This window comes from Polaromonas jejuensis NBRC 106434 (assembly GCF_001598235.1).
Lineage (GTDB): Bacteria > Pseudomonadota > Gammaproteobacteria > Burkholderiales > Burkholderiaceae_C > Polaromonas > Polaromonas jejuensis.
The window spans coordinates 186,417-206,705 of record NZ_BCYO01000005.1 but is presented as its reverse complement, the minus strand read 5'-3'; the positions used below and the strand labels follow the sequence as shown (position 1 = coordinate 206,705).

The 20,289-nt window shown below is 59.4% G+C and carries 19 protein-coding genes and 1 tRNA gene; 11 read left to right on the top strand and 9 right to left on the bottom strand.

Features of this window, described 5'->3' with window-relative positions; all coding sequences use genetic code 11:
- Window positions 1-22 precede the first annotated feature (22 nt).
- The 8 genes from dapC (at window position 23) to PJE01S_RS08570 (ending at window position 8,650) form a co-directional block, all read left to right on the top strand.
- Entirely contained in the window at window positions 23-1,228 is a 1,206-nt protein-coding gene (gene dapC, locus PJE01S_RS08610; RefSeq protein WP_068832784.1) for a succinyldiaminopimelate transaminase, read from the top strand.
- Between the two features lie 11 nt (window positions 1,229-1,239).
- Window positions 1,240-2,079 carry a 2,3,4,5-tetrahydropyridine-2,6-dicarboxylate N-succinyltransferase gene (dapD, locus tag PJE01S_RS08605; RefSeq protein WP_068832782.1) on the top strand — a complete coding sequence of 280 codons (840 nt, stop codon included), beginning with the start codon at window positions 1,240-1,242 and terminating at the stop codon, window positions 2,077-2,079.
- A gap of 266 nt (window positions 2,080-2,345) precedes the next feature.
- Window positions 2,346-3,494, top strand: a complete 1,149-nt coding sequence (locus tag PJE01S_RS08595) for a PilT/PilU family type 4a pilus ATPase (RefSeq protein ID WP_068832777.1) — start codon at window positions 2,346-2,348, stop codon at window positions 3,492-3,494.
- 85 nt (window positions 3,495-3,579) lie between these two features.
- Window positions 3,580-4,815, top strand: a complete 1,236-nt coding sequence (dapE, locus tag PJE01S_RS08590; protein WP_068832775.1) for a succinyl-diaminopimelate desuccinylase — start codon at window positions 3,580-3,582, stop codon at window positions 4,813-4,815.
- Complete coding sequence (prmB, locus tag PJE01S_RS08585) at window positions 4,812-5,702, top strand: 50S ribosomal protein L3 N(5)-glutamine methyltransferase (RefSeq protein ID WP_068832773.1); 891 nt, start codon at window positions 4,812-4,814, stop codon at window positions 5,700-5,702. Before dapE ends, prmB begins: the two co-directional genes overlap by 4 nt.
- A 70-nt stretch (window positions 5,703-5,772) precedes the next feature.
- Entirely contained in the window at window positions 5,773-7,764 is a 1,992-nt protein-coding gene (locus PJE01S_RS08580) for an ABC-F family ATP-binding cassette domain-containing protein (RefSeq protein WP_068832771.1), read from the top strand.
- A 70-nt stretch (window positions 7,765-7,834) separates the two neighbouring features.
- A complete protein-coding gene (locus tag PJE01S_RS08575) occupies window positions 7,835-8,092 on the top strand; it encodes a GlsB/YeaQ/YmgE family stress response membrane protein (protein ID WP_068832770.1) in 258 nt (85 codons plus the stop codon).
- Window positions 8,093-8,146: 54 nt separating this feature from the next.
- The gene (locus PJE01S_RS08570; RefSeq protein ID WP_068832767.1) at window positions 8,147-8,650 is read left to right on the top strand and encodes a hypothetical protein; all 504 of its coding nucleotides are present in this window, start codon (window positions 8,147-8,149) and stop codon (window positions 8,648-8,650) included.
- A 108-nt stretch (window positions 8,651-8,758) separates the two neighbouring features.
- Here PJE01S_RS08570 and PJE01S_RS08565 read toward each other — a convergent pair.
- The 8 genes from PJE01S_RS08565 to PJE01S_RS08530 all read right to left on the bottom strand — a co-directional run bounded on the left by PJE01S_RS08565 (window position 8,759) and on the right by PJE01S_RS08530 (window position 15,305).
- Window positions 8,759-8,834 (bottom strand) — tRNA-Lys (locus tag PJE01S_RS08565).
- A 77-nt stretch (window positions 8,835-8,911) separates the two neighbouring features.
- A complete protein-coding gene (locus PJE01S_RS08560) occupies window positions 8,912-9,772 on the bottom strand; it encodes a tRNA threonylcarbamoyladenosine dehydratase (protein WP_245660684.1) in 861 nt (286 codons plus the stop codon).
- A gap of 1 nt (window position 9,773) precedes the next feature.
- Window positions 9,774-10,889 carry a YeeE/YedE family protein gene (locus PJE01S_RS08555; RefSeq protein WP_068832765.1) on the bottom strand — a complete coding sequence of 372 codons (1,116 nt, stop codon included), beginning with the start codon at window positions 10,887-10,889 and terminating at the stop codon, window positions 9,774-9,776.
- A 52-nt stretch (window positions 10,890-10,941) separates the two neighbouring features.
- Window positions 10,942-11,655 (bottom strand): tol-pal system protein YbgF, encoded by a 714-nt coding sequence (ybgF, locus tag PJE01S_RS08550; protein ID WP_068832951.1) that lies wholly within the window; start codon window positions 11,653-11,655, stop codon window positions 10,942-10,944.
- A 204-nt stretch (window positions 11,656-11,859) separates the two neighbouring features.
- Window positions 11,860-12,621, bottom strand: coding sequence for a tol-pal system protein YbgF (gene ybgF, locus PJE01S_RS08545; RefSeq protein ID WP_068832763.1), 762 nt, complete (start codon window positions 12,619-12,621; stop codon window positions 11,860-11,862).
- Between the two features lie 15 nt (window positions 12,622-12,636).
- Window positions 12,637-13,170: a peptidoglycan-associated lipoprotein Pal gene (gene pal / locus PJE01S_RS08540; RefSeq protein WP_068832761.1), complete on the bottom strand. Its 534-nt coding sequence runs from the start codon at window positions 13,168-13,170 to the stop codon at window positions 12,637-12,639.
- Window positions 13,171-13,228: 58 nt separating this feature from the next.
- Window positions 13,229-14,539, bottom strand: a complete 1,311-nt coding sequence (gene tolB, locus PJE01S_RS08535) for a Tol-Pal system beta propeller repeat protein TolB (RefSeq protein WP_084389433.1) — start codon at window positions 14,537-14,539, stop codon at window positions 13,229-13,231.
- Window positions 14,529-15,305 (bottom strand): glycosyltransferase family 2 protein, encoded by a 777-nt coding sequence (locus PJE01S_RS08530; RefSeq protein ID WP_068832759.1) that lies wholly within the window; start codon window positions 15,303-15,305, stop codon window positions 14,529-14,531. The genes tolB and PJE01S_RS08530 overlap by 11 nt, the downstream gene beginning before the upstream one ends.
- Before the next feature lie 120 nt (window positions 15,306-15,425).
- Here PJE01S_RS08530 and PJE01S_RS08525 point away from each other — a divergent pair, with 120 nt between their 5' ends.
- The 3 genes from PJE01S_RS08525 to PJE01S_RS08515 all read left to right on the top strand — a co-directional run bounded on the left by PJE01S_RS08525 (window position 15,426) and on the right by PJE01S_RS08515 (window position 19,430).
- Window positions 15,426-16,721 (top strand): O-antigen ligase family protein, encoded by a 1,296-nt coding sequence (locus tag PJE01S_RS08525; protein ID WP_245660682.1) that lies wholly within the window; start codon window positions 15,426-15,428, stop codon window positions 16,719-16,721.
- The gene (gene msbA, locus PJE01S_RS08520; RefSeq protein WP_084389432.1) at window positions 16,718-18,487 is read left to right on the top strand and encodes a lipid A export permease/ATP-binding protein MsbA; all 1,770 of its coding nucleotides are present in this window, start codon (window positions 16,718-16,720) and stop codon (window positions 18,485-18,487) included. The genes PJE01S_RS08525 and msbA overlap by 4 nt, the downstream gene beginning before the upstream one ends.
- 73 nt (window positions 18,488-18,560) lie before the next feature.
- Complete coding sequence (locus PJE01S_RS08515; protein ID WP_068832757.1) at window positions 18,561-19,430, top strand: glycosyltransferase family protein; 870 nt, start codon at window positions 18,561-18,563, stop codon at window positions 19,428-19,430.
- A gap of 1 nt (window position 19,431) precedes the next feature.
- On the opposite strand, the gene PJE01S_RS08510 is transcribed toward PJE01S_RS08515, so the two are convergent.
- On the bottom strand, window positions 19,432-20,271 hold the full coding sequence (locus PJE01S_RS08510) for a glycosyltransferase family 2 protein (protein ID WP_068832944.1): 840 nt from the start codon (window positions 20,269-20,271) through the stop codon (window positions 19,432-19,434).
- Between the last annotated feature and the right edge of the window lie 18 nt (window positions 20,272-20,289).

Genomic DNA, 20,289 nt, shown 5'->3' with positions numbered 1-20,289 from the left:
GCCCAGGCTGGATAATCGGGGGATGAATCCCCTGCTCTCCCGTCTTCAGCCCTACCCTTTCGAACGGCTGCGCCAACTGCACGCCGACGTCACCCCCAATCCGGCCTACCCGCCCATCAGCCTGGGCATTGGTGAGCCGCGGCACGCCACGCCCCAACTGGTCAAGGCCGCGCTGACGGACAGCCTGAGCGGCCTGGCGAGCTACCCGGGCACGCTGGGCACGCCCCAGCTGCGCCAGGCCATGAGCGACTGGCTGGCCCGTCGTTATGGCCTGAAAGTGGATCCGGCCACGCAAATCCTGCCGGTGAACGGCTCGCGCGAGGCGCTTTTCTCGCTGGCGCAGACCGTGCTGGACGCCAGCCAGCCGGGCGCCACCGTGGTCTGCCCCAACCCTTTTTATCAAATCTACGAGGGCGCAGCGCTGCTGGCCGGAGCCGAAACCTGGTTTGCGCCCAGTGACCCGGCGCGCAACTTCGCCGTGGACTGGGCCGGTGTGCCCGAAGCGGTCTGGGCCAAGACTCAGCTGGTGTTTGTCTGCTCGCCGGGCAATCCCACGGGCGCGGTGATGTCGCTCGCGGAGTGGGAACTGCTGTTCAAGCTCAGCGACCGCTACGGCTTTGTGATTGCGTCGGACGAGTGCTACAGCGAGATTTACTTCCGCGAAGAAGCGCCGCTGGGCGGACTGCAGGCGGCCGCCCAACTGGGCCGGCATGACTTCAAAAACCTGATTTCACTGACCAGCCTGTCCAAGCGCAGCAATGTGCCCGGGCTGCGCAGCGGTTTTGTGGCCGGTGACGCGGCCATCATCAAGTCCTTTTTGCTCTACCGCACCTACCACGGCAGCGCCATGAGCCCTATCGTGCAGGCCGCCAGCATCGCGGCCTGGCGCGACGAGCAGCACGTGGCGGAGAACCGGGAGCTGTACCGCGAAAAGTTCGCCCGGGTCACGCCGCTGCTGGCCCCGGTGATGGACGTGGCCCTGCCCGATGCCGGCTTTTATTTATGGGCCGGGATTCCCGAAATCTTCAAGGGCTCGGACACCGCGTTCTCGCGCGAGCTGCTCGCTCTTTACAATGTCGTGGTGTTGCCCGGCAGTTACCTGGCACGCGACGCGCAGGGCCACAACCCGGGCGCCGGCAGAATCCGCATGGCGCTGGTGGCAGAAACCGCCGAATGCGTGGAAGCGGCGGAGCGCATCGTTCAATTCATTCAATCCAAAGTTCACTGAAAACTCAAGCCATGACTCAAGACAAGCAGCAAAGCAACCTTCAAAGCACGATAGACGCAGCGTGGGAAGATCGGGCCAACCTGTCGCCCAAATCTGCGCCCAAAGAGGTTCTGGAGGCGGTTGAGCACACCATCGAGCAGCTCAACAATGGCCAATTGCGCGTCGCCACGCGCGAAGGCGTGGGCCAGTGGACGGTCCACCAGTGGATCAAGAAAGCGGTCCTGCTGAGCTTTCGCCTGAAAGACAACGAACTCATGCGCGCCGGCGACCTGGGCTTTTTCGACAAGGTGCCGACCAAATTCGCCCACCTGAGCGAACAGGAAATGCGCGCCACCGGCGTGCGTGTGGTGCCGCCCGCCGTGGCGCGCCGCGGCAGCTACATCGCCAAGGGCGCGATCCTGATGCCCAGCTACGTGAACATCGGCGCCTGGGTCGGCGAAGGCACCATGGTGGACACCTGGGCCACCGTCGGCTCCTGCGCGCAGGTCGGCAACAACGTGCACCTCTCCGGCGGCGTGGGCCTGGGCGGCGTGCTCGAACCCCTGCAGGCCAACCCGACCATCATTGAAGACAACTGCTTCATAGGCGCGCGCTCCGAAGTGGTCGAAGGCGTGATCGTCGAAGAAAACTCGGTGATCTCCATGGGCGTCTACATCGGCCAGAGCACGCCGATTTACGACCGCGAAGCCGACACCGTCACCTATGGCCGCATCCCTGCGGGCTCCGTCGTGGTGTCGGGCAACCTGCCCAAGGCCGGCGGCAAGTACAGCCTGTACTGCGCGGTGATCGTCAAGCGGGTGGACGCCAAAACGCGGGCCACGACCAGCTTGAATGATTTGCTGCGCGAATAAGCTATGGCCCCCACGCTTGTGGCTACGCCGCTCTTCGAGAACGCTGCGTGTACTGCGCTGCCCCCCAGGGGGGCGCATTTTGCCTTGGGGCGGCCCGGCGGCAAAACCATGGCCCCCACGCTTGTGGCTACGCCGCTCTTCGAGAACGCTGCGCGTACTGCGCTGCCCCTCGAGGGGGCTGGCCCTGCTTGGGGCGGCCCTGCGCTGCGGCCGCTGGCACCCATGGTTGGCGCTTTGTGTAGTTTCAATTAATAAGAAGGCAGACGATGAGCACGATGGAAAAAATTCTGCGTCTGATGGCCGATAAAAAGGCTTCGGACGTTTACCTGTCGGCCCATTCGCCCGCCCTCATCAAGATCAACGGTCAGGCCCTTCCCATCAACGCACAAATCCTGCCGGCGGATGCCCCGCGCAACCTGCTGGCCGAGGTGTTGCCGCCCGAGCGGATTGAAGAGCTGGAGGAAATGGGCGAACTCAACATGGCCTTGCCGGTTGCCGGTCTGGGCAATTTCCGCATCAGCGGCTTCAGGCAGCGCAGCACCTATGCGGCGGTGATTCGCTACATTCCCATGGACATTCCGCCGCTGGACAGCCTGAACGTGCCGCCCATACTGGCCGAGCTGATCATGGAAAAGCGCGGCCTGCTGCTGATGGTGGGCTCCACCGGCGCCGGCAAGAGCACCACGCTGGCCTCCATGATCGATCGCCGCAACGAAACCACCCTGGGCCACATCCTGACGATCGAAGACCCGGTCGAGTTTTTGTTCACCAACAAAAAGTCCGTGGTCAACCAGCGCGAAATCGGCAGCGACACGCAGTCCCTGCAGGTGGCGCTGAGAAACGCGCTGCGCCAGGCGCCCGACGTGATCCTGATCGGCGAGATTCGTGACCGTGAAACCATGTCGGCGGCCATTGCCTATGCGCAGTCCGGCCATTTGTGCCTGGCCACCATGCACGCCAACAACAGCTACCAGGCCCTGAACCGCATCCTGAGCTTTTACCCGGTGGAAGTGCGACCCACCATGCTGGGCGACCTGGCCGCGGCCATGAAAGCCATCATCTCGCAGCGCCTGCTGCGTACGCAGGACGGCTCGCGCGTTCCGGCGGTGGAAGTCATGCTCAACACCAAGCTGGTGGCCGAGCTGATTGAAAAAGGCGACTTCTCGGGTGTCAAGGAAGCCATGGAAAAATCCATGGCCGAAGGCTCGCAGACCTTTGAGCAGGACATTGCCCAGCTGATCGGGGACGGCACCGTGACGCGCAAGGAAGGCCTTTTGCACGCCGATTCACCGACCAACCTGATGTGGCGCCTGGAAAACGACTTCGCGACTGCCAAGGCGAAGCTGCTGGAGCCGGAGGAAGACCACGATGACGAAGCGTCCTTCACCGAAATCACACTGGATGTAAAACACTGAAAACAGGCAGCGCGCCTGTCACCGCGCGCCATGCGCCGTCCCTGACGCTCGTCACCAGAGGCTGCCCCACCGCTATTGAGCCCTTATGTCCCGAACACTGCATCTTGCCGAAAAGCTGATTTCACGCCCGTCCGTCACCCCTGACGATGCCGACTGCCAGGCCATGCTGATCGCCCGGCTGGCCCCGCTGGGTTTCCACTGCGAAACCATTGTCAGCGGTCCGGAAAACTTCCGCGTCACCAACCTGTGGGCCAAACGGGAAGGTTTTAGGCCTGCAGCCCAGGCGGATAGCGCGCACTCAGCTAGCAAATCAATAGCAAGCTCAGCGCCCCCCAAAACCCTGGTGTTCGCCGGCCACACCGACGTGGTGCCCACCGGCCCGCTGGAGCAATGGCACAGCCACCCGTTCACGCCAAGCCACCGCGACGGCAAGCTGTACGGGCGCGGCACGGCCGACATGAAGACATCGATCGCCGCCATGGTGGTGGCCGTCGAGGAGTTTCTGGCGGCCCACCCTGAGCCCGAGCTGTCGATTGCCTTCCTGATCACCAGCGACGAAGAAGGCCCGGCCACGGACGGCACCGTGGTGGTTTGCGAGCGGCTGTTGGCCCGCGGCGAAGTGCTGGACTACTGCATCGTGGGCGAGCCCACCTCGGTAGACCAATTGGGCGACATGATCAAGAACGGGCGCCGTGGCACCATGAGCGGCAAGCTCACCATCAAGGGCGTGCAGGGCCACATCGCCTACCCACACCTGGCGAAAAACCCGATTCACCTGTTTGCGCCGGCCCTGGCCGAACTGGTGGCCACCGAGTGGGACCGGGGCAACGAATTTTTCCCAGCCACCAGCTGGCAGGTGTCCAATGTGCACGGCGGCACCGGGGCCTCCAATGTGATTCCGGGCGAGCTGGTGGTTGACTTCAACTTCCGCTTTTGCACGGAGTCCACGCCGGAAAGCCTGCAGCAGCGCCTGCAGGCCGTGCTGAGCAAGCACCAGCTGGAATACGACCTGAAATGGACCCTGGGCGGCCTGCCTTTTTTGACCACGCCCGGCGCGCTGGTCGATGCGGTGCGCGGCGCGATCCGGGCCGAGACCGGACTGGAGACCGCGCTCTCGACCACCGGCGGCACCAGCGATGGCCGCTTCATGGCCAAGATCTGCGAGCAGGTCATTGAATTCGGGCCCATCAACGCATCGATTCACAAGATCAATGAGCACGTTCTGGTGAGCTCACTCGACCCTCTCAAGAACATTTACAAGGGTGTCCTGGAACGCCTGGCCGACCGGCCCGCCCCTTCCGAATCGGTGTCCGCGCCATGAACACGGCAGCACCCGTGACGGTATTGGCGCTGATAGAGCAGATGGCCGCCAGGCTGGAGGCGGCCGGGCTGACGTTCAGTGACGGCTTTGGACAAGGCACGGCCAACGCCTTTGACGAAGCCGCCTGGCTGGTGCTGTGGAAGCTGGGCCTGCCCATCCACGACCTGGATTCGGTTGAAAATCAGCCCGTAGCCCCCGCCGATCAAGCGCAGGTAGCTATGTTTTTGGAAGCACGCATCAAGACTCGCAAGCCCGCCGCCTACCTCACCAACGAGGCCTGGCTGATGGGCGTGCCGTTTTACGTCGATGAGCGCGTGATCATTCCGCGCTCCTTCATCGCCGAGCTGCTCGACGATGCCAGCATAGACCCCTGGCTCACCGAAAAGACGCGGCGCGTGCTTGATTTGTGCACCGGCAATGGCAGCCTGGCCGTGCTGGCCGCCCTGACCTATCCGGAAGTAACGGTGGATGCCGCCGACATCAGCCCCGACGCACTGGCCGTCGCCCGCATCAATGTGGACAGGCATCAGCTGGCCGACCGCATCACCCTGATTGAATCCGACGGCCTGGCGGCCTGCCGCGGCGGCTACGACCTGATTCTGTGCAATCCGCCCTACGTGAATGCCGCCAGCATGGCCGCCCTGCCCGCCGAATTCCGCGCCGAGCCGAACCTGGCGCTGGCCGGCGGCGCCGACGGCATGGACTTCGTGCGAGACCTTTTTCGAACGGCCGCCGCGCAAATGAACGAAAATGCGGTGCTGGTGCTGGAAATAGGCCATGAACGCGCGAATTTTGAGCGCGCCTTTCCGCACCTCGAGCCGCTATGGTTTGACACCAGCGCCGGCAGTGACCAGGTGATGCTGCTCACGCGGGAACAACTGGCCTAGTCCCCGGCACATCGCCCTTACAGGCGCGGCACAGGCCGCGGCCTGAACAATTTTCTTGAGTCTGTCCTGAATGATTACCCTTAAAAACGTGGTGCTGCGTCGCGGCGCCAAAGTGATTCTCGACAGTGCCTCTGTCACGCTCAATCCCGGCGAAAAAATCGGCCTGGTCGGCCGCAACGGCGCGGGCAAGTCCTCGCTGTTTGCCATGCTCAACGGCACGCTGCACGAAGACGCCGGCGAATACGCCATTCCCGCGCAGTGGCGCATGGCGCAGGTCGCCCAGGACATGCCGGAAACCGAGCAAAGCGCCACCAGCTACGTCATAGACGGCGACGTCGTGCTGCTGGCCGCCCAGGCCGAAGTGGAAGCCGCCGAGGCCAGTGGCGACGGCGACCGCATGGCCCACGCCTACATGGAGCTCTACGACTCGGGCGCGCACGATGCGCAGGCACGCGCGCAGGCCTTGATTCTGGGCCTGGGCTTCAAGGTCAACGAACTGGACCACCCGGTCAACAGCTTTTCCGGCGGCTGGCGCATGCGCCTGCAACTGGCGCGCGCGCTGATGTGCCCGTCGGATCTGCTGCTGCTCGACGAGCCCACCAACCACCTGGACCTGGACGCCCTGGTCTGGCTGGAAGCCTGGCTCAAGCGCTACCAGGGCACCATGCTGGTCATCAGCCACGACCGTGAGTTCCTCGATGCCGTGACCGATGTGACGGTGCACATCGAAAGCGCCAAGCTCACACGCTATGGCGGCAACTACAGCAAGTTTGAAGACCTGCGCGCCGAGCAGATGGCGCTCCAGCAAACCGCGTTTGCCAAGCAGCAGGACAAGATTGCCCACCTGCAAAAATTCATTGCGCGCTTCAAGGCCAAGGCCAGCAAGGCCAAGCAGGCGCAAAGCCGGGTCAAGGCGCTGGACCGCATGGAGAAAATCGCGCCGCTGCTGGCCGAAGCCGACTTCACCTTCGAGTTCAAGGAACCGGCGAATCTGCCCAACCCCATGCTGGCCATGCAGAACGCTTATTTCGGCTACCCGCCGCCCGCGGATGCCCCGGAAGGCACGGCGCCTACCGTCATCGTGCGAAACGTCAGCAAATCGGTGCTGGCCGGCCAGCGCATCGGCATTCTGGGCGCCAACGGGCAAGGTAAATCAACCCTGGTCAAAACCGTGGCGCGGGCGCTGGCGCCTATTCAAGGAGACATGACCGAAGGCAAGGGCCTGAACATCGGCTACTTCGCCCAGCAGGAACTGGACGTGCTGCGCCCGGCCGACAACCCGCTGGAACACATGATTCGCCTGGTGAAGGAAGTCACCGCCGCCGGCAAGATCAGCGGCCAGGCCACGCGCGAGCAGGACCTGCGCGCCTTTTTGGGCATGTTCAACTTTGGCGGCGACATGGTCAAGCAGGCCGTGGGCAGCATGAGCGGCGGCGAAAAAGCCCGTCTGGTGCTGTGCATGATCGTCTGGCAGCGCCCCAATCTGCTGCTGCTGGACGAGCCGACCAATCACCTGGACCTGGCCACGCGCGAGGCGCTGTCGATGGCGCTCAATGAGTTTGAAGGCACCGTGATGCTGGTCAGCCACGACCGTGCGCTGCTGCGCGCCGTCTGCGACGAGTTCTGGATGGTGTCGCAAGGCGGGGTTGAGCCCTTCGACGGCGACCTGGACGACTACCAGAAGTACTTGCTGGACCACGCCAAGCGCCAACGCGAAGAGGCCAGGGAAGACAACCGCAAGTCGGCAGGCGCCACCCAGCAGACAGCGGCAGCACCCACCGTCAAGCGCGAAGACCCCGAGCAGAAAAAACTCGAGGCCCAGCGCAGGCAACAGCAGGCCGAGGCGATCAAGCCCTTGCGCAAGGAACTGGAAAAGATCGACCGCAAGATGCAGTCGCTCACCACCGAGCGGGACAGCCTGCAAACCCTGCTGACCACGGCCACCGCTCCCGCGGAAATTGCCCAGACCGGCAAACGCCTGAAGGCGATTGATGCCGACATGGGTGCGCTCGAGGAGCGCTGGCTGGAACTGACCGAGCAGATTGACACTGCGGCGGTATGAAGTGAAACTGCAGCCAGGCCTATTCAAGCAAGAGGCTTGGCGGTCATCACTTCACCAAGGAGCCTCCCGCATGCTGCACATCCTCGGAACCATTATTGTCGGCTTGATCGTCGGACTGATTGCCCGGGCCTTGAAGCCCGGTAATGACAGCATGGGGCTCATCATGACCGCCGTGCTGGGTATTGCCGGCGCGTTCGTCGCCAAATATGCAGGCATAGCCACCGGCTTTTACAAGGAAGGCGACCCGGTCGGCTGGATTGCCTCCATCATTGGCGCCATCGTCCTGCTGGTCATTTACGGCCTTGTGACCTCCAAACGCGCGGGCTGAGCCCGGCAGTCCCGGCGCACACGCAGGCCGCAATATTTAAAGCATCCGCCATTTATGCCCAGTGCCCTGGACATGAGTTCCGACGATGCGGCATTGACCGCGGCCGTCAAACGCAGCCGCAAGCTGCTCAACAAACGCGCCATGGTCGCCGCCGCGGCCAGTGCCGTGCCGCTGCCCGGGCTGGACTGGATGGTGGACGCGGCCCTGCTTTCCAGGCTGATTCCTGAAATCAACAAGGAATTTGGCCTGACACCCAGCCAACTCGACCAGCTCGACCCCAAAAAGCGCGACCAGGTCCAGAAGGCGGTGGCGATGGTGGGCTCGATGCTGATCGGAAAATACATCAGCCGCGACCTGGTCATCAAGGCCGCCACCAAAATTGGCGTGCGCCTGACAACCCAACAGGTCGCGAAATTTGTACCCCTGGCCGGCCAGATCATGTCCGCCGCCGTGGGCTATGCGGCCATTCGCTACTTTGGCGAAGAACACATGAAGGACTGCATTCGTGTGGCCAAACAAGCGCAACTTGAAGTGCCACGGCTGGACGGCGCCGCCTGAAGAGTTCCCACTGCGTCATACATCGCACGATGAATGCAAACACGGGAACAAAGAAAAAAGCCCGCTATCTTTTCAGTAGCGGGCTTTTTATTGCCTGTAAGGCTTGTCTGGTGGGACGTGCGGGGGTCGAACCCACGACAAACGGATTAAAAGTCCGCTGCTCTACCAACTGAGCTAACGTCCCAGGATTTCTCCTAGCTGAACTGCATTGACTGCAGCACAGCCTCAAATTATAGCGTTATTTTTTAGCTCGCAGCAAGACTAGCCAGCAATTTTATTCAGTACCCACCCCGCAGCACACAAACCAAAAGTGGATGTGACGCTGACGACCGATCCATAGCCATGGCAATTGAGGCTGCCATCACTTTGCGCTGCTGCGTTGTCCCCTGTTTCCAGGTCTTCGCCTGTGCCATTTTTTTGAGAGCGCAAAGCATTTGCCGCTGCGGGCTGCAGCACGGGTTCGCGGCTGAAAACACAGCTCACACCCATCTTTCCCTGACGTGCCGCCCCCTGTTCCTTGCGCAGGCGGTAGCGCATCTGCGCCAGCAAGGGGTCGTGCGTGACCAGCGACAGGTCTTCAACATCCACACGGTGTGCGAGCCGCTTGCCGCCGGCAGCGCCCACGCTGATCAGGTTGGCCTTGTTCCTGATGGCCCAGGCCGCCATGGCTGTTTTGGCCCTCACCTGATCGCAGGCGTCGATCACGGCCAATTGCTTCCGGTCGAAATTGCCATCGAGCGCAAGAACATCCGGCCAATTGAGCGCATCGACAAATTCCTCGATGCACTGCACCTTGCAATCGGGATGGATATGGGCAATGCGTTCCCGCATGGCCTGCACTTTGGCCTGGCCCAGGCTGGTGTCGAGCGCATGGACCTGACGGTTGATATTGGATTCAGCGATGTGGTCAAAATCGATCAGCGTAAGACGGGCCACACCGCTGCGCGCAGCGGCTTCCGCCGCCCACGAACCCACGCCGCCCAGACCCACGACAACGATGTGCGCATGGCGAATTCGCTGGGCACCCGCTGCACCGTACAGCCGTGCAAGCCCGCCAAAACGTCGATCGAGGTCGGCAGGAAATGCTGCTTCGCAGGAAATCATGGTGTCGGTCAATGACATTTCAAAGCGAGCGTTCGAGTCGCCAGACCTGGTATTTCAGGCCCGCAACACTACCCGTCAAGATGGCCGCCAGCGCCACAAAGCTCGTGATGCTCAGCGTCGAGATACCGGACAGACCTTGTCCCACGGTGCAGCCCATCGCGCAGACGCCGCCCACGCCCATCAAGGCGGCACCGATCAGGTGGCTGGCGGTGTCCTGCGCATCACGAAACCCTTCCCAGCGGAAATTGCGCGAAGCCAGTGCATAAACGGCGGAGCCCATGACAACGCCCAACACCGACACGATACCCAGCGTAAGGACTTTGCTTTTGTCGCTGAAGAACATGAGCCAGTCGATCGTGTAAGCCACCGGCGAAACGAAACTCATGGCTTCTGATCGGCCAGAGTTGGTGGCAATGAAAGCCTCCTGCAGGGTTTCGGGGTGTTCTGCGACATAGCCCAGGCGGCCGCTGACCCACCACATGGCCGCGATCACGGCGCCGATGCCAAGCCCCGCCAGCAGATTGTCGAAGCGGCGAAAGTCTTCACCCGTCAACGCCCAGACGATCAGCCCCAGTCCAATCAACACGGCCAGGCCCAGGCCGGCAGCGGCGGGCGCCACGCCCAACGCGCTGCCTACCCAATTGGGCAATGCTGCATTGCTCGTGAAATCCAGTGCAATTTTGTCCACCGTCGCCACGCGGACCACCGCAGTAATCCCCTTGAGCGTGGCGAAAGCGGCGATGCCCATCACGGCAAAGACCACCACAGATTTGAGACTGCCGCCGCCTATACGCACCAGCGTCTTGCTACCGCAGCCAGAAGCCAGGACCATGCCAAAACCAAACATGGCCCCGCCAACAAGCGCAGAAAGCCAGATGAAGCGGCTGGAGGCATACAGCGTTTTGGCGGGATCAATCAGGCCTGCCGCCGCCATGCCAAAAAAACCAATCATGGCCACACCAATGGCCATGCCCCACATGCGCATACGGGTCCAATCGCCCATATTGACGATGTCACTGACAGCGCCCATGGTGCAAAAATGGGTGCGCTGCGCGATAGCGCCGAAAATCATGGAGAGGATGAAGCCGGCCCAGAGCACCTGGGTGGTGAGCACGTTGAGTTCGGAAATTTCCATCTTCCAATTTTAAGTGGGGAATGGACATGCCTGGGCCGGCCGCCTGATGGCCTTATTTCAGATTGGCGAGCTGCGCTTTGGCCACAGAAGCAGCCTCGGACTGCGGATAAGTTTTCACCAGGTCTTCAAGTGATTTACGGGCCGACTTGGCATCCTTGAGTTCAAGCTGGCAATTGGCGATTGACAAAAGCGCTTCCGGCGCACGCAGGTGCGCGGGTTCTGCCACGACCAAGGCGCGGAAATTCGCCACCGCATTCGTGTAGTCACGCAGGGCGTATTGCGCATTGCCCAGCCAGAACAAGGATGATGAGCGATAGCCGCTTTGCGGATAGCGCTTCATGAAGGCCACGAAGCTCGTTTGCGCGCCGGCAAAATCACCCTTGCGAAGCGTGGCCAAGGCCGCCTCAAACTCCTGCTTTTCGGCCGGATCCGCCACAAACTCCTTGCCATCCACCGTGACCTTGCCGGGCTCGAACTTTCGCAGCCTCTCGTCAACACCCTGCGTCAGGTCTTTCTGGGTGCGCTGGGTGTCTGCCAGATCACGGGCCAGCTTTTCGTTCTGTCCGCGCATGCCCGCGACTTCGTCCCGTAACGCTTCGATCTGGTTAGACAGGTCAAGTAGGCTGCGGCGCAGCTGCGCATTGTCGTCATTGGCCTTTTTCAGGTCATCGGCCATGCGCTGCTGCGAGGCATCGACCCTTTGCCGTAAATCGTAGGCGCTCAGGGTTGAGAGGCCAGACAGGCCCTCCCCCATGGTGCACCCCATGGCACATACCCCGCCCACGCCCATTAATACGGCCCCCATGGTGAAAAAATGGGTGCGCTGGACAATGGCGCCAAAAAACATTGACAGAATAAAACCAGCCCGGAGAACCTGGGTGGTGAGTGCGCTGAGCGCTGCTGATGCGGACATTTCCACTCCTCCAATTTTAGGAGGAATGGAAACTCCGAATCCAGTGGTTTTACCCGGTTATTTGAGCTTGGCCAGCCGCTCTTTGGCTGCAGAAGCCGCCTCGGACTGCGGATAGGTTTTCACCAGGTCTTCAAGTGATTTGCGGGCCGACTTGGCATCCTTGAGTTCAAGCTGGCAATTGGCGATTGACAAAAGCGCTTCCGGCGCACGCAGGTGCGCGGGTTCTGCCGCGACCAAAGAGCGGAAATTCGCCACCGCATTCTTGTAGTCACGCAAGGCGTATTGCGCATTGCCCAGCCAGAACAAGGATGATGAGCGATAGCCGCTTTGCGGATAGCGCTTCATGAAGGCCACGAAGCTCGTTTGCGCGCCGGCAAAATCACCCCTGCGAAGCGTGGCCAAGGCCGCCTCAAACTCCTGCTTTTCGGCCGGATCCGCCACAAACTCCTTGCCATCCACCGTGACCTTGCCGGGCTCGAACTTTCGCAGCCTCTCGTCAACCCCCTGCGTCAGGTCTTTCTGGGTGCGCTGGGCGTCTGCCAGATCACGGGCCAGCTTCTCGTTTTGCCCACGCATGCTGGCTACTTCAGCGCGCAATGCCTCGATCTGATTGGAAAGATCCAATACGCTCCGGCGCAGCTGGGCACTGTCGTCGGCAGCTTTTTTGAATTCATCCGCATTGCGCTGCTGCGAAGCATCGAACTTTTGCCGCAAATCGAGTATGGCTCTGCGTGCTTCGTCGTCTTCAAACAGCGCCGCGGAAGCATTGAATGCAAACAGGCAAACCGCTACTGCCGCGGCAGCTCTGAAAATTTTCACAGTCCTGATCCCGGCTTAACGGTAGTTGAGTTCAGCACGGCGATTTTTCGCCATTGACTCCTCATCGGAGCCCAGGGCGACAGGTTTCTCCTTGCCAAAGCTCACGGCTTCAACCTGGGCATCCGAAACACCCAGCAGTCCGAGCGCGCGGCGCACCGCCTCGGCGCGCTTCTGTCCGAGCGCCAGGTTGTATTCGCGGCCGCCACGCTCGTCGGTATGCCCCTCAATCGCCATCTTGCGCGTTTTGTTGGCCGTCAGGTACTTGGCGTGGGCTTCAACGACACTCTGGTACTCGGGCTTGACCACATAGCTGTCGAAGTCGAAGTACACAACTTTGGCTGTGTTGACTGGGCCCGCAGCGGAAGCATCCGTTCCACCAATCTGCACCGGCGCCACACCTCTGCCAGCGGCTGCCGCGTCATCGGCCTGCTTGCTGCTGGCCGTCCTGTCTTCCACGGGCGCCTTGTCAAGCTTGACGTTGGAACCGCAGGCCACCAGCGTGGAGGCCAGAACAAGAGACGAAATGATAGTGAAAAGGGAGCGCTTCATTGATTACCTCTACTTAAAATAAAAAAAGAATTCATACGTATTAATTAATACGTGTTAACTACCGTTGAAAAGGCCCCCAATCGGGTTCCCGAATATCTCCGCCGACCCCAGCCAGTCTGGCTTTGATCTTGCCATCAAGCGTTGTGGTCATCAGTGCCTCCCTGCCCTGCTGCTGCGTGGCATACACGATCAACCGGCTATTGGGTGCAAAACTCGGACTTTCGTCGGCTGTGGTGTCGGTGATTGGAGTGACCGTTCCGCTGGCAAGTTCCATCACGTGCAACTTGAATGCACCGCCTACCCTTGAAACATAAGCCAGCCAGCGCCCATCCGGGCTGACCGCCGGAGAGATGTTGTAACTCCCCGTGAACGTCACCCTTTCGGGATTGCCACCCGTTGCACTCATGCGGTAAATCTGTGGAGCACCGCCACGATCACTCACGAAATAGATGAATTTTCCATCAGGCGAAAAGGCGGGCTCGGTGTCTATGCTGGACGACTGCGTCAGCCTTTTGGGTTCGCCGCCATTAAGGCCGATGGCATAAATTTGGGAGACACCGTCGCGGCTCAGGGTCGCCACCAATTGCTTGCCGTCCGGCGACCATGCCGGCGCACTGTTGGAGCCCCTGAAATTTGCCAGCAAACGCCGCTTTCCGGTAGCAACCTCATGCGAATAAATCACCGGTTTGCGGGACTCAAACGAGACATAAGCCAACTGGGCCCCGTTGGGCGACCAGGCCGGCGAAATAATGGGCTCCGGACTGGTGAGGGCCGACTGGGCCCCCTCACCGTCTGAGTCAGCGACCCAGAGGTTGTAGCGTTGGGCCGCCTTGGTCACATAAGCAATCCGGGTCGAGAAGATGCCTTTTTCACCGGTCAGCTTTTCATATACCAAGTCCGAAACCCGGTGTGCCGCCAAACGTAAATCCGCTTGTGTCACGACATAGCTCTGACCACCAAGATCCTGTCCCCGCACGACATCCCACAGACGAAGCCGGACATCAAAGCGCCCGTCGGCCAGGCGCGAGACGCTTCCCGTCACTATCGCGTCGGCGCCTTTTTGCCGCCAGGCGGCCAGATCAAGCCGCGTGGTTTCATCCGCGACCACGCCGGCGGCGTCAACGGAACGAAACATTCCACTGCGTTCAAGATCGGCCTTGACGATGTCGCCAATTTTTTGCGGTGATTGCGCTTCTCCCCGAAAAGAGGCGATGGCGATGGGGACTTGAGTCAGGCCCACGCCCGACACCTCTACCCGGAATTGCGCCAGGGCGTGACCAGCGTAGCTGGCGAACAATCCGGCACCCGCCAGTGCCCTGAGGGCGGCTCTGCGCTTGAACAAAGGCTGATGAAAAAAATCACTTGTCATGTTTACGACCCAAACAATACAACTCGAAATATTTGCCAAATGCGGACTGGGCTTGCATGGTACACACAGCAAAGCCCATGGCCCCATCCAAGAAACCCAGCCGAAACACATAGCTACGAAAAAAAGCCGCGATGGCAGCCAAAGCCGCACGCGTCATCGTTGCGGTCTGCCCGCGCGCGTGCCGTTGCCGAGCCCATTCCTGACTGTAGTGCTGGAGCTTGCGCCAATAATGTTCAGGCGTGGGATAACTGTAGTGCAAGAGGTGGTTGTTCATTCGCACAACACGGGTGTCGGCCCGCGTCAGCATTAATTTTTCGTGCACCAAATCATCGCTGAAGCGCGCTTCGCCACGTCGATACAGTCTAAGCACATAGTCAGGTGTCCAGCCGCAGTGCCGAATCCAGACGCCGCAAAATTGGGTCAGACGAGGTATCAAGAAAGCCACAGGCTGTCCGGCAGCCGGGACCTTGGCAAGCATCGCCTGAATTTCCAGCGCCAACTCGGACGTAACACGCTCATCAGCATCAAGGGAAAGCACCCAATCGCATGTTGCAACATCAAGCGCACGGTTTTTCTGGGCACCAAATCCTTGCCAGTCGGCAAAGATGCTCACGTCGGCGCCCATTGCACGGGCCATTTCGACGGTGCTATCTGTGCTGCCTGAATCCACGACTACGGTCTGATCCGCGAACGCTACCGAGTCCAGGCAGGCCTGGATATTATGAGCTTCGTTTTTGGTAATGATGGTAACGGACAGACTAGCCACAAATGCCCTTGAGATGATTTAAGGCAAGGTTTGCAAGCGAAACGAACTTGCCGGAATCGCTCGGAGCATAGCAGAGCGCTACACGTTTGGGAGCCCATTGGGGAGATGGAATCACCGATAATGGCGCTTACTCATCAGGTGCCCCGTGCGACTATCTTGCTAAAAAAGAACATAAATTTCCGGCTCGCCATCATTTGCATTGCCGCGGCCTCCGTGGGTTTGTCCATGGCAATCATCAGCATTGCCAAATTCCTGCTGCTGATTTGCGGGCTGGCTACTTTGCTCTTCGCCCGGCGTACATCGGATGGATACAAACCGTTGGCAGGCGCATGCACACCCACTGCGGTGCTGCTCGTCATTTCGGCATTCACAATCAGCCTTTTTTGGTCAGTGGCGCCCCAGGCGGATGCGCTGGGCTCCATTGCCAAGTATGGCAAGCTGATCTCCATTCTTTTGATGATGACCCTGATTCGCGATCAGCGCGAAGCCATGTATGCGCTGGGCGCATTTGCGCTGGCGCAGGTAGTTCTCGTTACCAGCTCATGGGCGCTGTTTGCACACCTTCCCGTTCCCTGGGCCAGCTCCAATATGGCGATAACTCAATATGCGGTGTTTTCAAGCTATCTCGACCAGGGCATTATCAGCGCCGTATTCGCTGCAATTTGCTGGCATTTACGGTTCCTGGCACCGGGGCGATATGGCAAGCACCTGGCGGTATTTGCCGCCTTGTTATCCATTGGCAATGTATTTTTTGTCTTGAACGGACGCAGCGGTCATGTCGTTGCCATTGCATTGCTGTCGATTGCAATCATGTGGGAACTTCCGAAAAGATACCGTGCCGTCGTTGTATTGCTGCCGTTCTTGCTGGCTCTGGTTTTGTTTTTCAGCTCAGCCAAAGTACGCGACCGCTTGAGCATGGTAAAGAGTGAAGTTCAATCGTATTCGACCCAGAAAGAATCCACGACCTCTTCAGGTATCCGCCTTAATCTTTGGCGCAGAGCCATACAGACCATTGCGCAACACCCACTGGCGGGGTCGGGCGTTGGCAGCTGGAGTACCGAGTACAACCGCCTCGAACGCGAACAAAATCCCGCTCACGTCGATATACAAGGCAACGGAAACCCGCATCAGGAATATCTTCTGTGGGGCGTACAACTCGGTATACCCGGCATCCTCATATTTTTGGCACTGCTGCTCTCAATCCTTCGGGACACCATGAGGATGGAAACGCCCCATGCGCGAGCGGCACAATCAGCGCTGCTGGCCTTAGCTGTTGCCTGCCTTTTCAATGCATCCATTTACGACGCGCAGATTGGCGATTTTTTCTGCGTTCTAATCGGCTTGCTCCTGGCTTTGGGCTTTTCCAAAGCCGCACACCAGGCGACTTTCATGCCCCAACACGAGCAAGCAACTTGAGCCAGCCTCCCGAAAAAAGCGCTCTTGGCGCACCTGTAAAACTGACCACCTCACGCAGAATTGCCCGAGTTTGGCCTTATTTCAGAGGTTCGCGGACGGGTTGGATTCTGGCAATAGGCGCAACCATTGTGGCTGCGGCGACCGAGCCATTTGTACCAGCCTTGCTCAAGCCACTGCTGGACCGTGGCTTCCAGCGCGACGCCTTCAACCTCTGGCTGGTGCCGCTCTCACTGATGCTGTTGTTTACAGTGAGGGGACTGTCGGCCTTTTTGGCGCAATTCGCGCTCGCCAAAGTCACCAACGATGGCTTGCTCAACCTGCGAAAAGCCATGTTTGGCAAGCTGCTGAGTGCCCGACTGTCCTTGTTTTCGGATCAAAGCTCCAGTGCGATCGCCAATACTGTCGTCTACGAAGTATTCAATGGATCGTCCCTATTGATCAATTCCGTGATGAAGCTCGCCCGGGATGTGTTGACCTTGCTCGCGCTGATCGGTTACCTGGTTTATCTCAACTGGAAACTCACGCTGATCGTCGCCCTGCTGTTTCCAGCCGTGGCGTTTGTCATTCAGAACCTGTCCAAGCGACTTTACAGGCTGACCAAAGAAAGCCAGACCGCCACGGATGGTCTGGCTTATGTGGTGGAAGAAAATGTCATGGCCTACCGAGACATTCGCCTGCACGGCGCACAGGCCAGTCAAGCCAGCCGGTTCGATGCTCTTAGCAATTCATTACGCCGCCTGTCTATGAAGGCGACGGCAGCTTACGCAGGCATGAGTGCGATCACGCAAGTACTGGCGGCTGTGGCCCTCTCGGCCGTGGTTTCAATTGCTTTGGTACAGAGTTCTGAAAACACAACAACGGTAGGTGGCTTTGTCGCATTTGTCACGGCCATGCTCCTTTTGATTTCACCGATTAAAAGTCTGTCGGATGCAGCGACGCCAATCACGCGAGGCCTGGCTGCCATTGAACGCGGACTTGATTTGATGGACCTCACACCCGATGAGGTCGGGGGGGCATTTGAAAAATCCAGGGCAAACGGCAACCTTGAATTCTCGAATGTCAGCGTGCTCTATAAGACCGACTCGGTTCCAGCGCTCAATCAATTTAATCTCTCCGTTAAAGCGGGAGAAACCGTTGCGCTTGTCGGCGCTTCGGGCTCCGGAAAAACAACGCTGGTGAATCTGCTGCCCCGATTTGTGGAGGCGACCTCGGGTAAGGTTTACCTTGACGGGCAGGAGCTACGTTCCTGGAGCTTGCCGTCTCTGCGCACGCAGTTTTCGTTTGTGAGCCAGCATGTGGTCATGCTTAATGACAGCATCGCGGTCAACGTGGCCTTGGGCCAGCCCATCGACCGGAATCGGGTGAGGGATTGTCTGGCGGCCGCAAATCTGGCTGCCCTGCTGGCTGACCTGCCTGAGGGTCTGGACACCATCCTTGGTCACAACGCCATGCAACTTTCCGGCGGCCAGCGTCAGCGGCTGGCCATTGCTCGTGCGCTCTACAAGGATGCACCCATTCTTGTCCTGGATGAAGCCACCTCGGCACTGGATACCGAATCAGAGCTGGCCGTGCAGGAAGCCATCAGGCGTCTCACATCCAATCGCACCTCGCTGATCATTGCGCATCGCCTGTCCACGGTGCAGCATGCCGACCGGATCATCATGATGGATGCGGGTCGCCCGATTGAGTCAGGAACACACCTGGAACTGCTGGAAAAAAACGGGGCCTACGCTCATCTTTATCGCCTCGGTTTTCAATCGGCGTAGCCGTTTGACATGTACCTTTGTGGGCTCAAAATGGGCTCAATTTTCAACTTAATACCTGAAGGTCTCAATTTAGATGAGTGTTTCGATCAGCGGCTTCACCTTCATCCGTAACGGCGTAGAGCTAGGCTTCCCATTTGAGGCATCCATTCGCTCGCTGTTGCCTCTGGTTGACGAATTTGTAGTGGCGGTCGGCCAAGGGTCCGACGATACGCTTGAACGCGTGCGGGCCATCGCCGACCCCAAGATCAGGATCATCGAGACCTTGTGGAACGAACGCATGGCTGACCGCGGGTTTGTTTATGCGCAGCAAAAAATGATTGCCCAGTACTCATGCACAGGTGACTGGGCTTTTTACCTGGAAGGCGATGAGGTCGTCCATGAAGCCGACCTGGCGTCCATACGTGCCAGTGTCGAGCGGCATCATGCCAATCCCGCCGTGGAAGCACTGGTATTTGACTATTACCATTTCTACGGATCGCCACAGTGGATTTCAATCAGTCCAGGCTGGTATCGCCGCGAATGCCGGTTGATTCGGAACACCATTCGCAGCTATGCGCCCGATGGCCAGTATTGGCTGGTCACCACCGAGCACAAACGAGGTCGTAACCCCCAGGCGGCACTTGCCCAGGCGCATATCTACCACTACGGCTGGATACGCCGCAATGAAGATATGCAGAAAAAAGCGGATCAGGTCAGCAAGTACTGGGCTACGCCTGCCGTGCAAGTGCAATACAGCCAGTTTGATCGCAGGGCTCTTGCACCGTTTACAGGCACACATCCGCAGGCCGTGCAGGAATGGTTGGCAAATGATGCCGAACAGGTTCTGAATATCGACCCGAACTACAAGCCCATACCCAAAGAGAATAAGTACCACTTCATGCGGCAGCTCGAAACGCTGACCGGGCTGGATTTCAGCCGCAAGCATTTCAAGCTCGTAGCCTGAGCTAGGCAAGCCATGATTTAAATTTGCTGAGGCCGCGTTTTCTGCGGAACGCAGCAGTATCGTCAGGTTCCGGCAGTTCCGCTTGAACAGCCAATTCACCCCGGCGAAGGTAATAGCGGTCAAACAGGGAAGAGGTCATGCCCCATTTGCGCATGAACTGTTTGCGGCCGTTGTTCTTGACAATTCGCCCGGTACTCTTGCACATGAAGTGATAGACCAAGCTATCGCCGACTCCCAGAAACACACGGCAGCCGGCGGCCCACATCTTCATGGAGAAGTCATTGTCGCTGCTCATGCCCGGACTGAATTCCGTGCTGTACCCCCCAACCGCATGCCACCAGCGCCGGTGCACCAAGGTCGGCGGCCATGTAGCACCATACCAATCAGGTTTGGCCAAAGTTTGGTACTTTCCCAGGATTTCCTGTTTGCGGAACGTGTCGGCATCGCGCCCAAAGTCACAAACGCTCACGCAAGGATTACCCGACCCAACCGGTTCGATCATGGTGCCAGACAACACAAATGCGTCATGCCCTATCTGCTGAACCTTTGCCAACAATTTAGCATCCCATTCCGGGCAGCAATACATGTCGTCGTTGAGATAAAGAATAAGGTCATGTTTGGCGAGTGCGGCGGCCTGGTTGACGGTCAGGCAAATACCCGTATTGGCCTCAGAGTAGGTATGTTCAATCCCCTGTGAACGCACCCATTCCAGCGAGCCGTCACTCCCATCGTTGACGTGAACAATGATTTGATGCTCAAACGCACTGTTGGCCTTCACGCTTTCAACGCACAGCTTGAGCAGCGCCAGGTTATTCCAGCTCGGAATCACGATGGAAATCAGGCTCAATGGGGGGACGGG

Bases quoted from the DNA above. Each gene is read 5' to 3' on its own strand.
- PJE01S_RS08560 (WP_245660684.1), bottom strand. From the start codon at position 9,772: ATGTCATTGACCGACACCATGATTTCCTGCGAAGCAGCATTTCCTGCC.
- tolB (WP_084389433.1), bottom strand. From the start codon at position 14,539: ATGACAAGTGATTTTTTTCATCAGCCTTTGTTCAAGCGCAGAGCCGCC.
- PJE01S_RS08575 (WP_068832770.1), top strand. From the start codon at position 7,835: ATGCTGCACATCCTCGGAACCATTATTGTCGGCTTGATCGTCGGACTG.
- PJE01S_RS08515 (WP_068832757.1), top strand. From the start codon at position 18,561: ATGAGTGTTTCGATCAGCGGCTTCACCTTCATCCGTAACGGCGTAGAG.
- ybgF (WP_068832951.1), bottom strand. From the start codon at position 11,655: ATGGGGTGCACCATGGGGGAGGGCCTGTCTGGCCTCTCAACCCTGAGC.
- PJE01S_RS08525 (WP_245660682.1), top strand. From the start codon at position 15,426: ATGGCGCTTACTCATCAGGTGCCCCGTGCGACTATCTTGCTAAAAAAG.
- pal (WP_068832761.1), bottom strand. From the start codon at position 13,170: ATGAAGCGCTCCCTTTTCACTATCATTTCGTCTCTTGTTCTGGCCTCC.
- PJE01S_RS08595 (WP_068832777.1), top strand. From the start codon at position 2,346: ATGAGCACGATGGAAAAAATTCTGCGTCTGATGGCCGATAAAAAGGCT.
- dapD (WP_068832782.1), top strand. From the start codon at position 1,240: ATGACTCAAGACAAGCAGCAAAGCAACCTTCAAAGCACGATAGACGCA.
- prmB (WP_068832773.1), top strand. From the start codon at position 4,812: ATGAACACGGCAGCACCCGTGACGGTATTGGCGCTGATAGAGCAGATG.
- PJE01S_RS08570 (WP_068832767.1), top strand. From the start codon at position 8,147: ATGCCCAGTGCCCTGGACATGAGTTCCGACGATGCGGCATTGACCGCG.
- PJE01S_RS08555 (WP_068832765.1), bottom strand. From the start codon at position 10,889: ATGGAAATTTCCGAACTCAACGTGCTCACCACCCAGGTGCTCTGGGCC.
- dapC (WP_068832784.1), top strand. From the start codon at position 23: ATGAATCCCCTGCTCTCCCGTCTTCAGCCCTACCCTTTCGAACGGCTG.
- PJE01S_RS08580 (WP_068832771.1), top strand. From the start codon at position 5,773: ATGATTACCCTTAAAAACGTGGTGCTGCGTCGCGGCGCCAAAGTGATT.
- dapE (WP_068832775.1), top strand. From the start codon at position 3,580: ATGTCCCGAACACTGCATCTTGCCGAAAAGCTGATTTCACGCCCGTCC.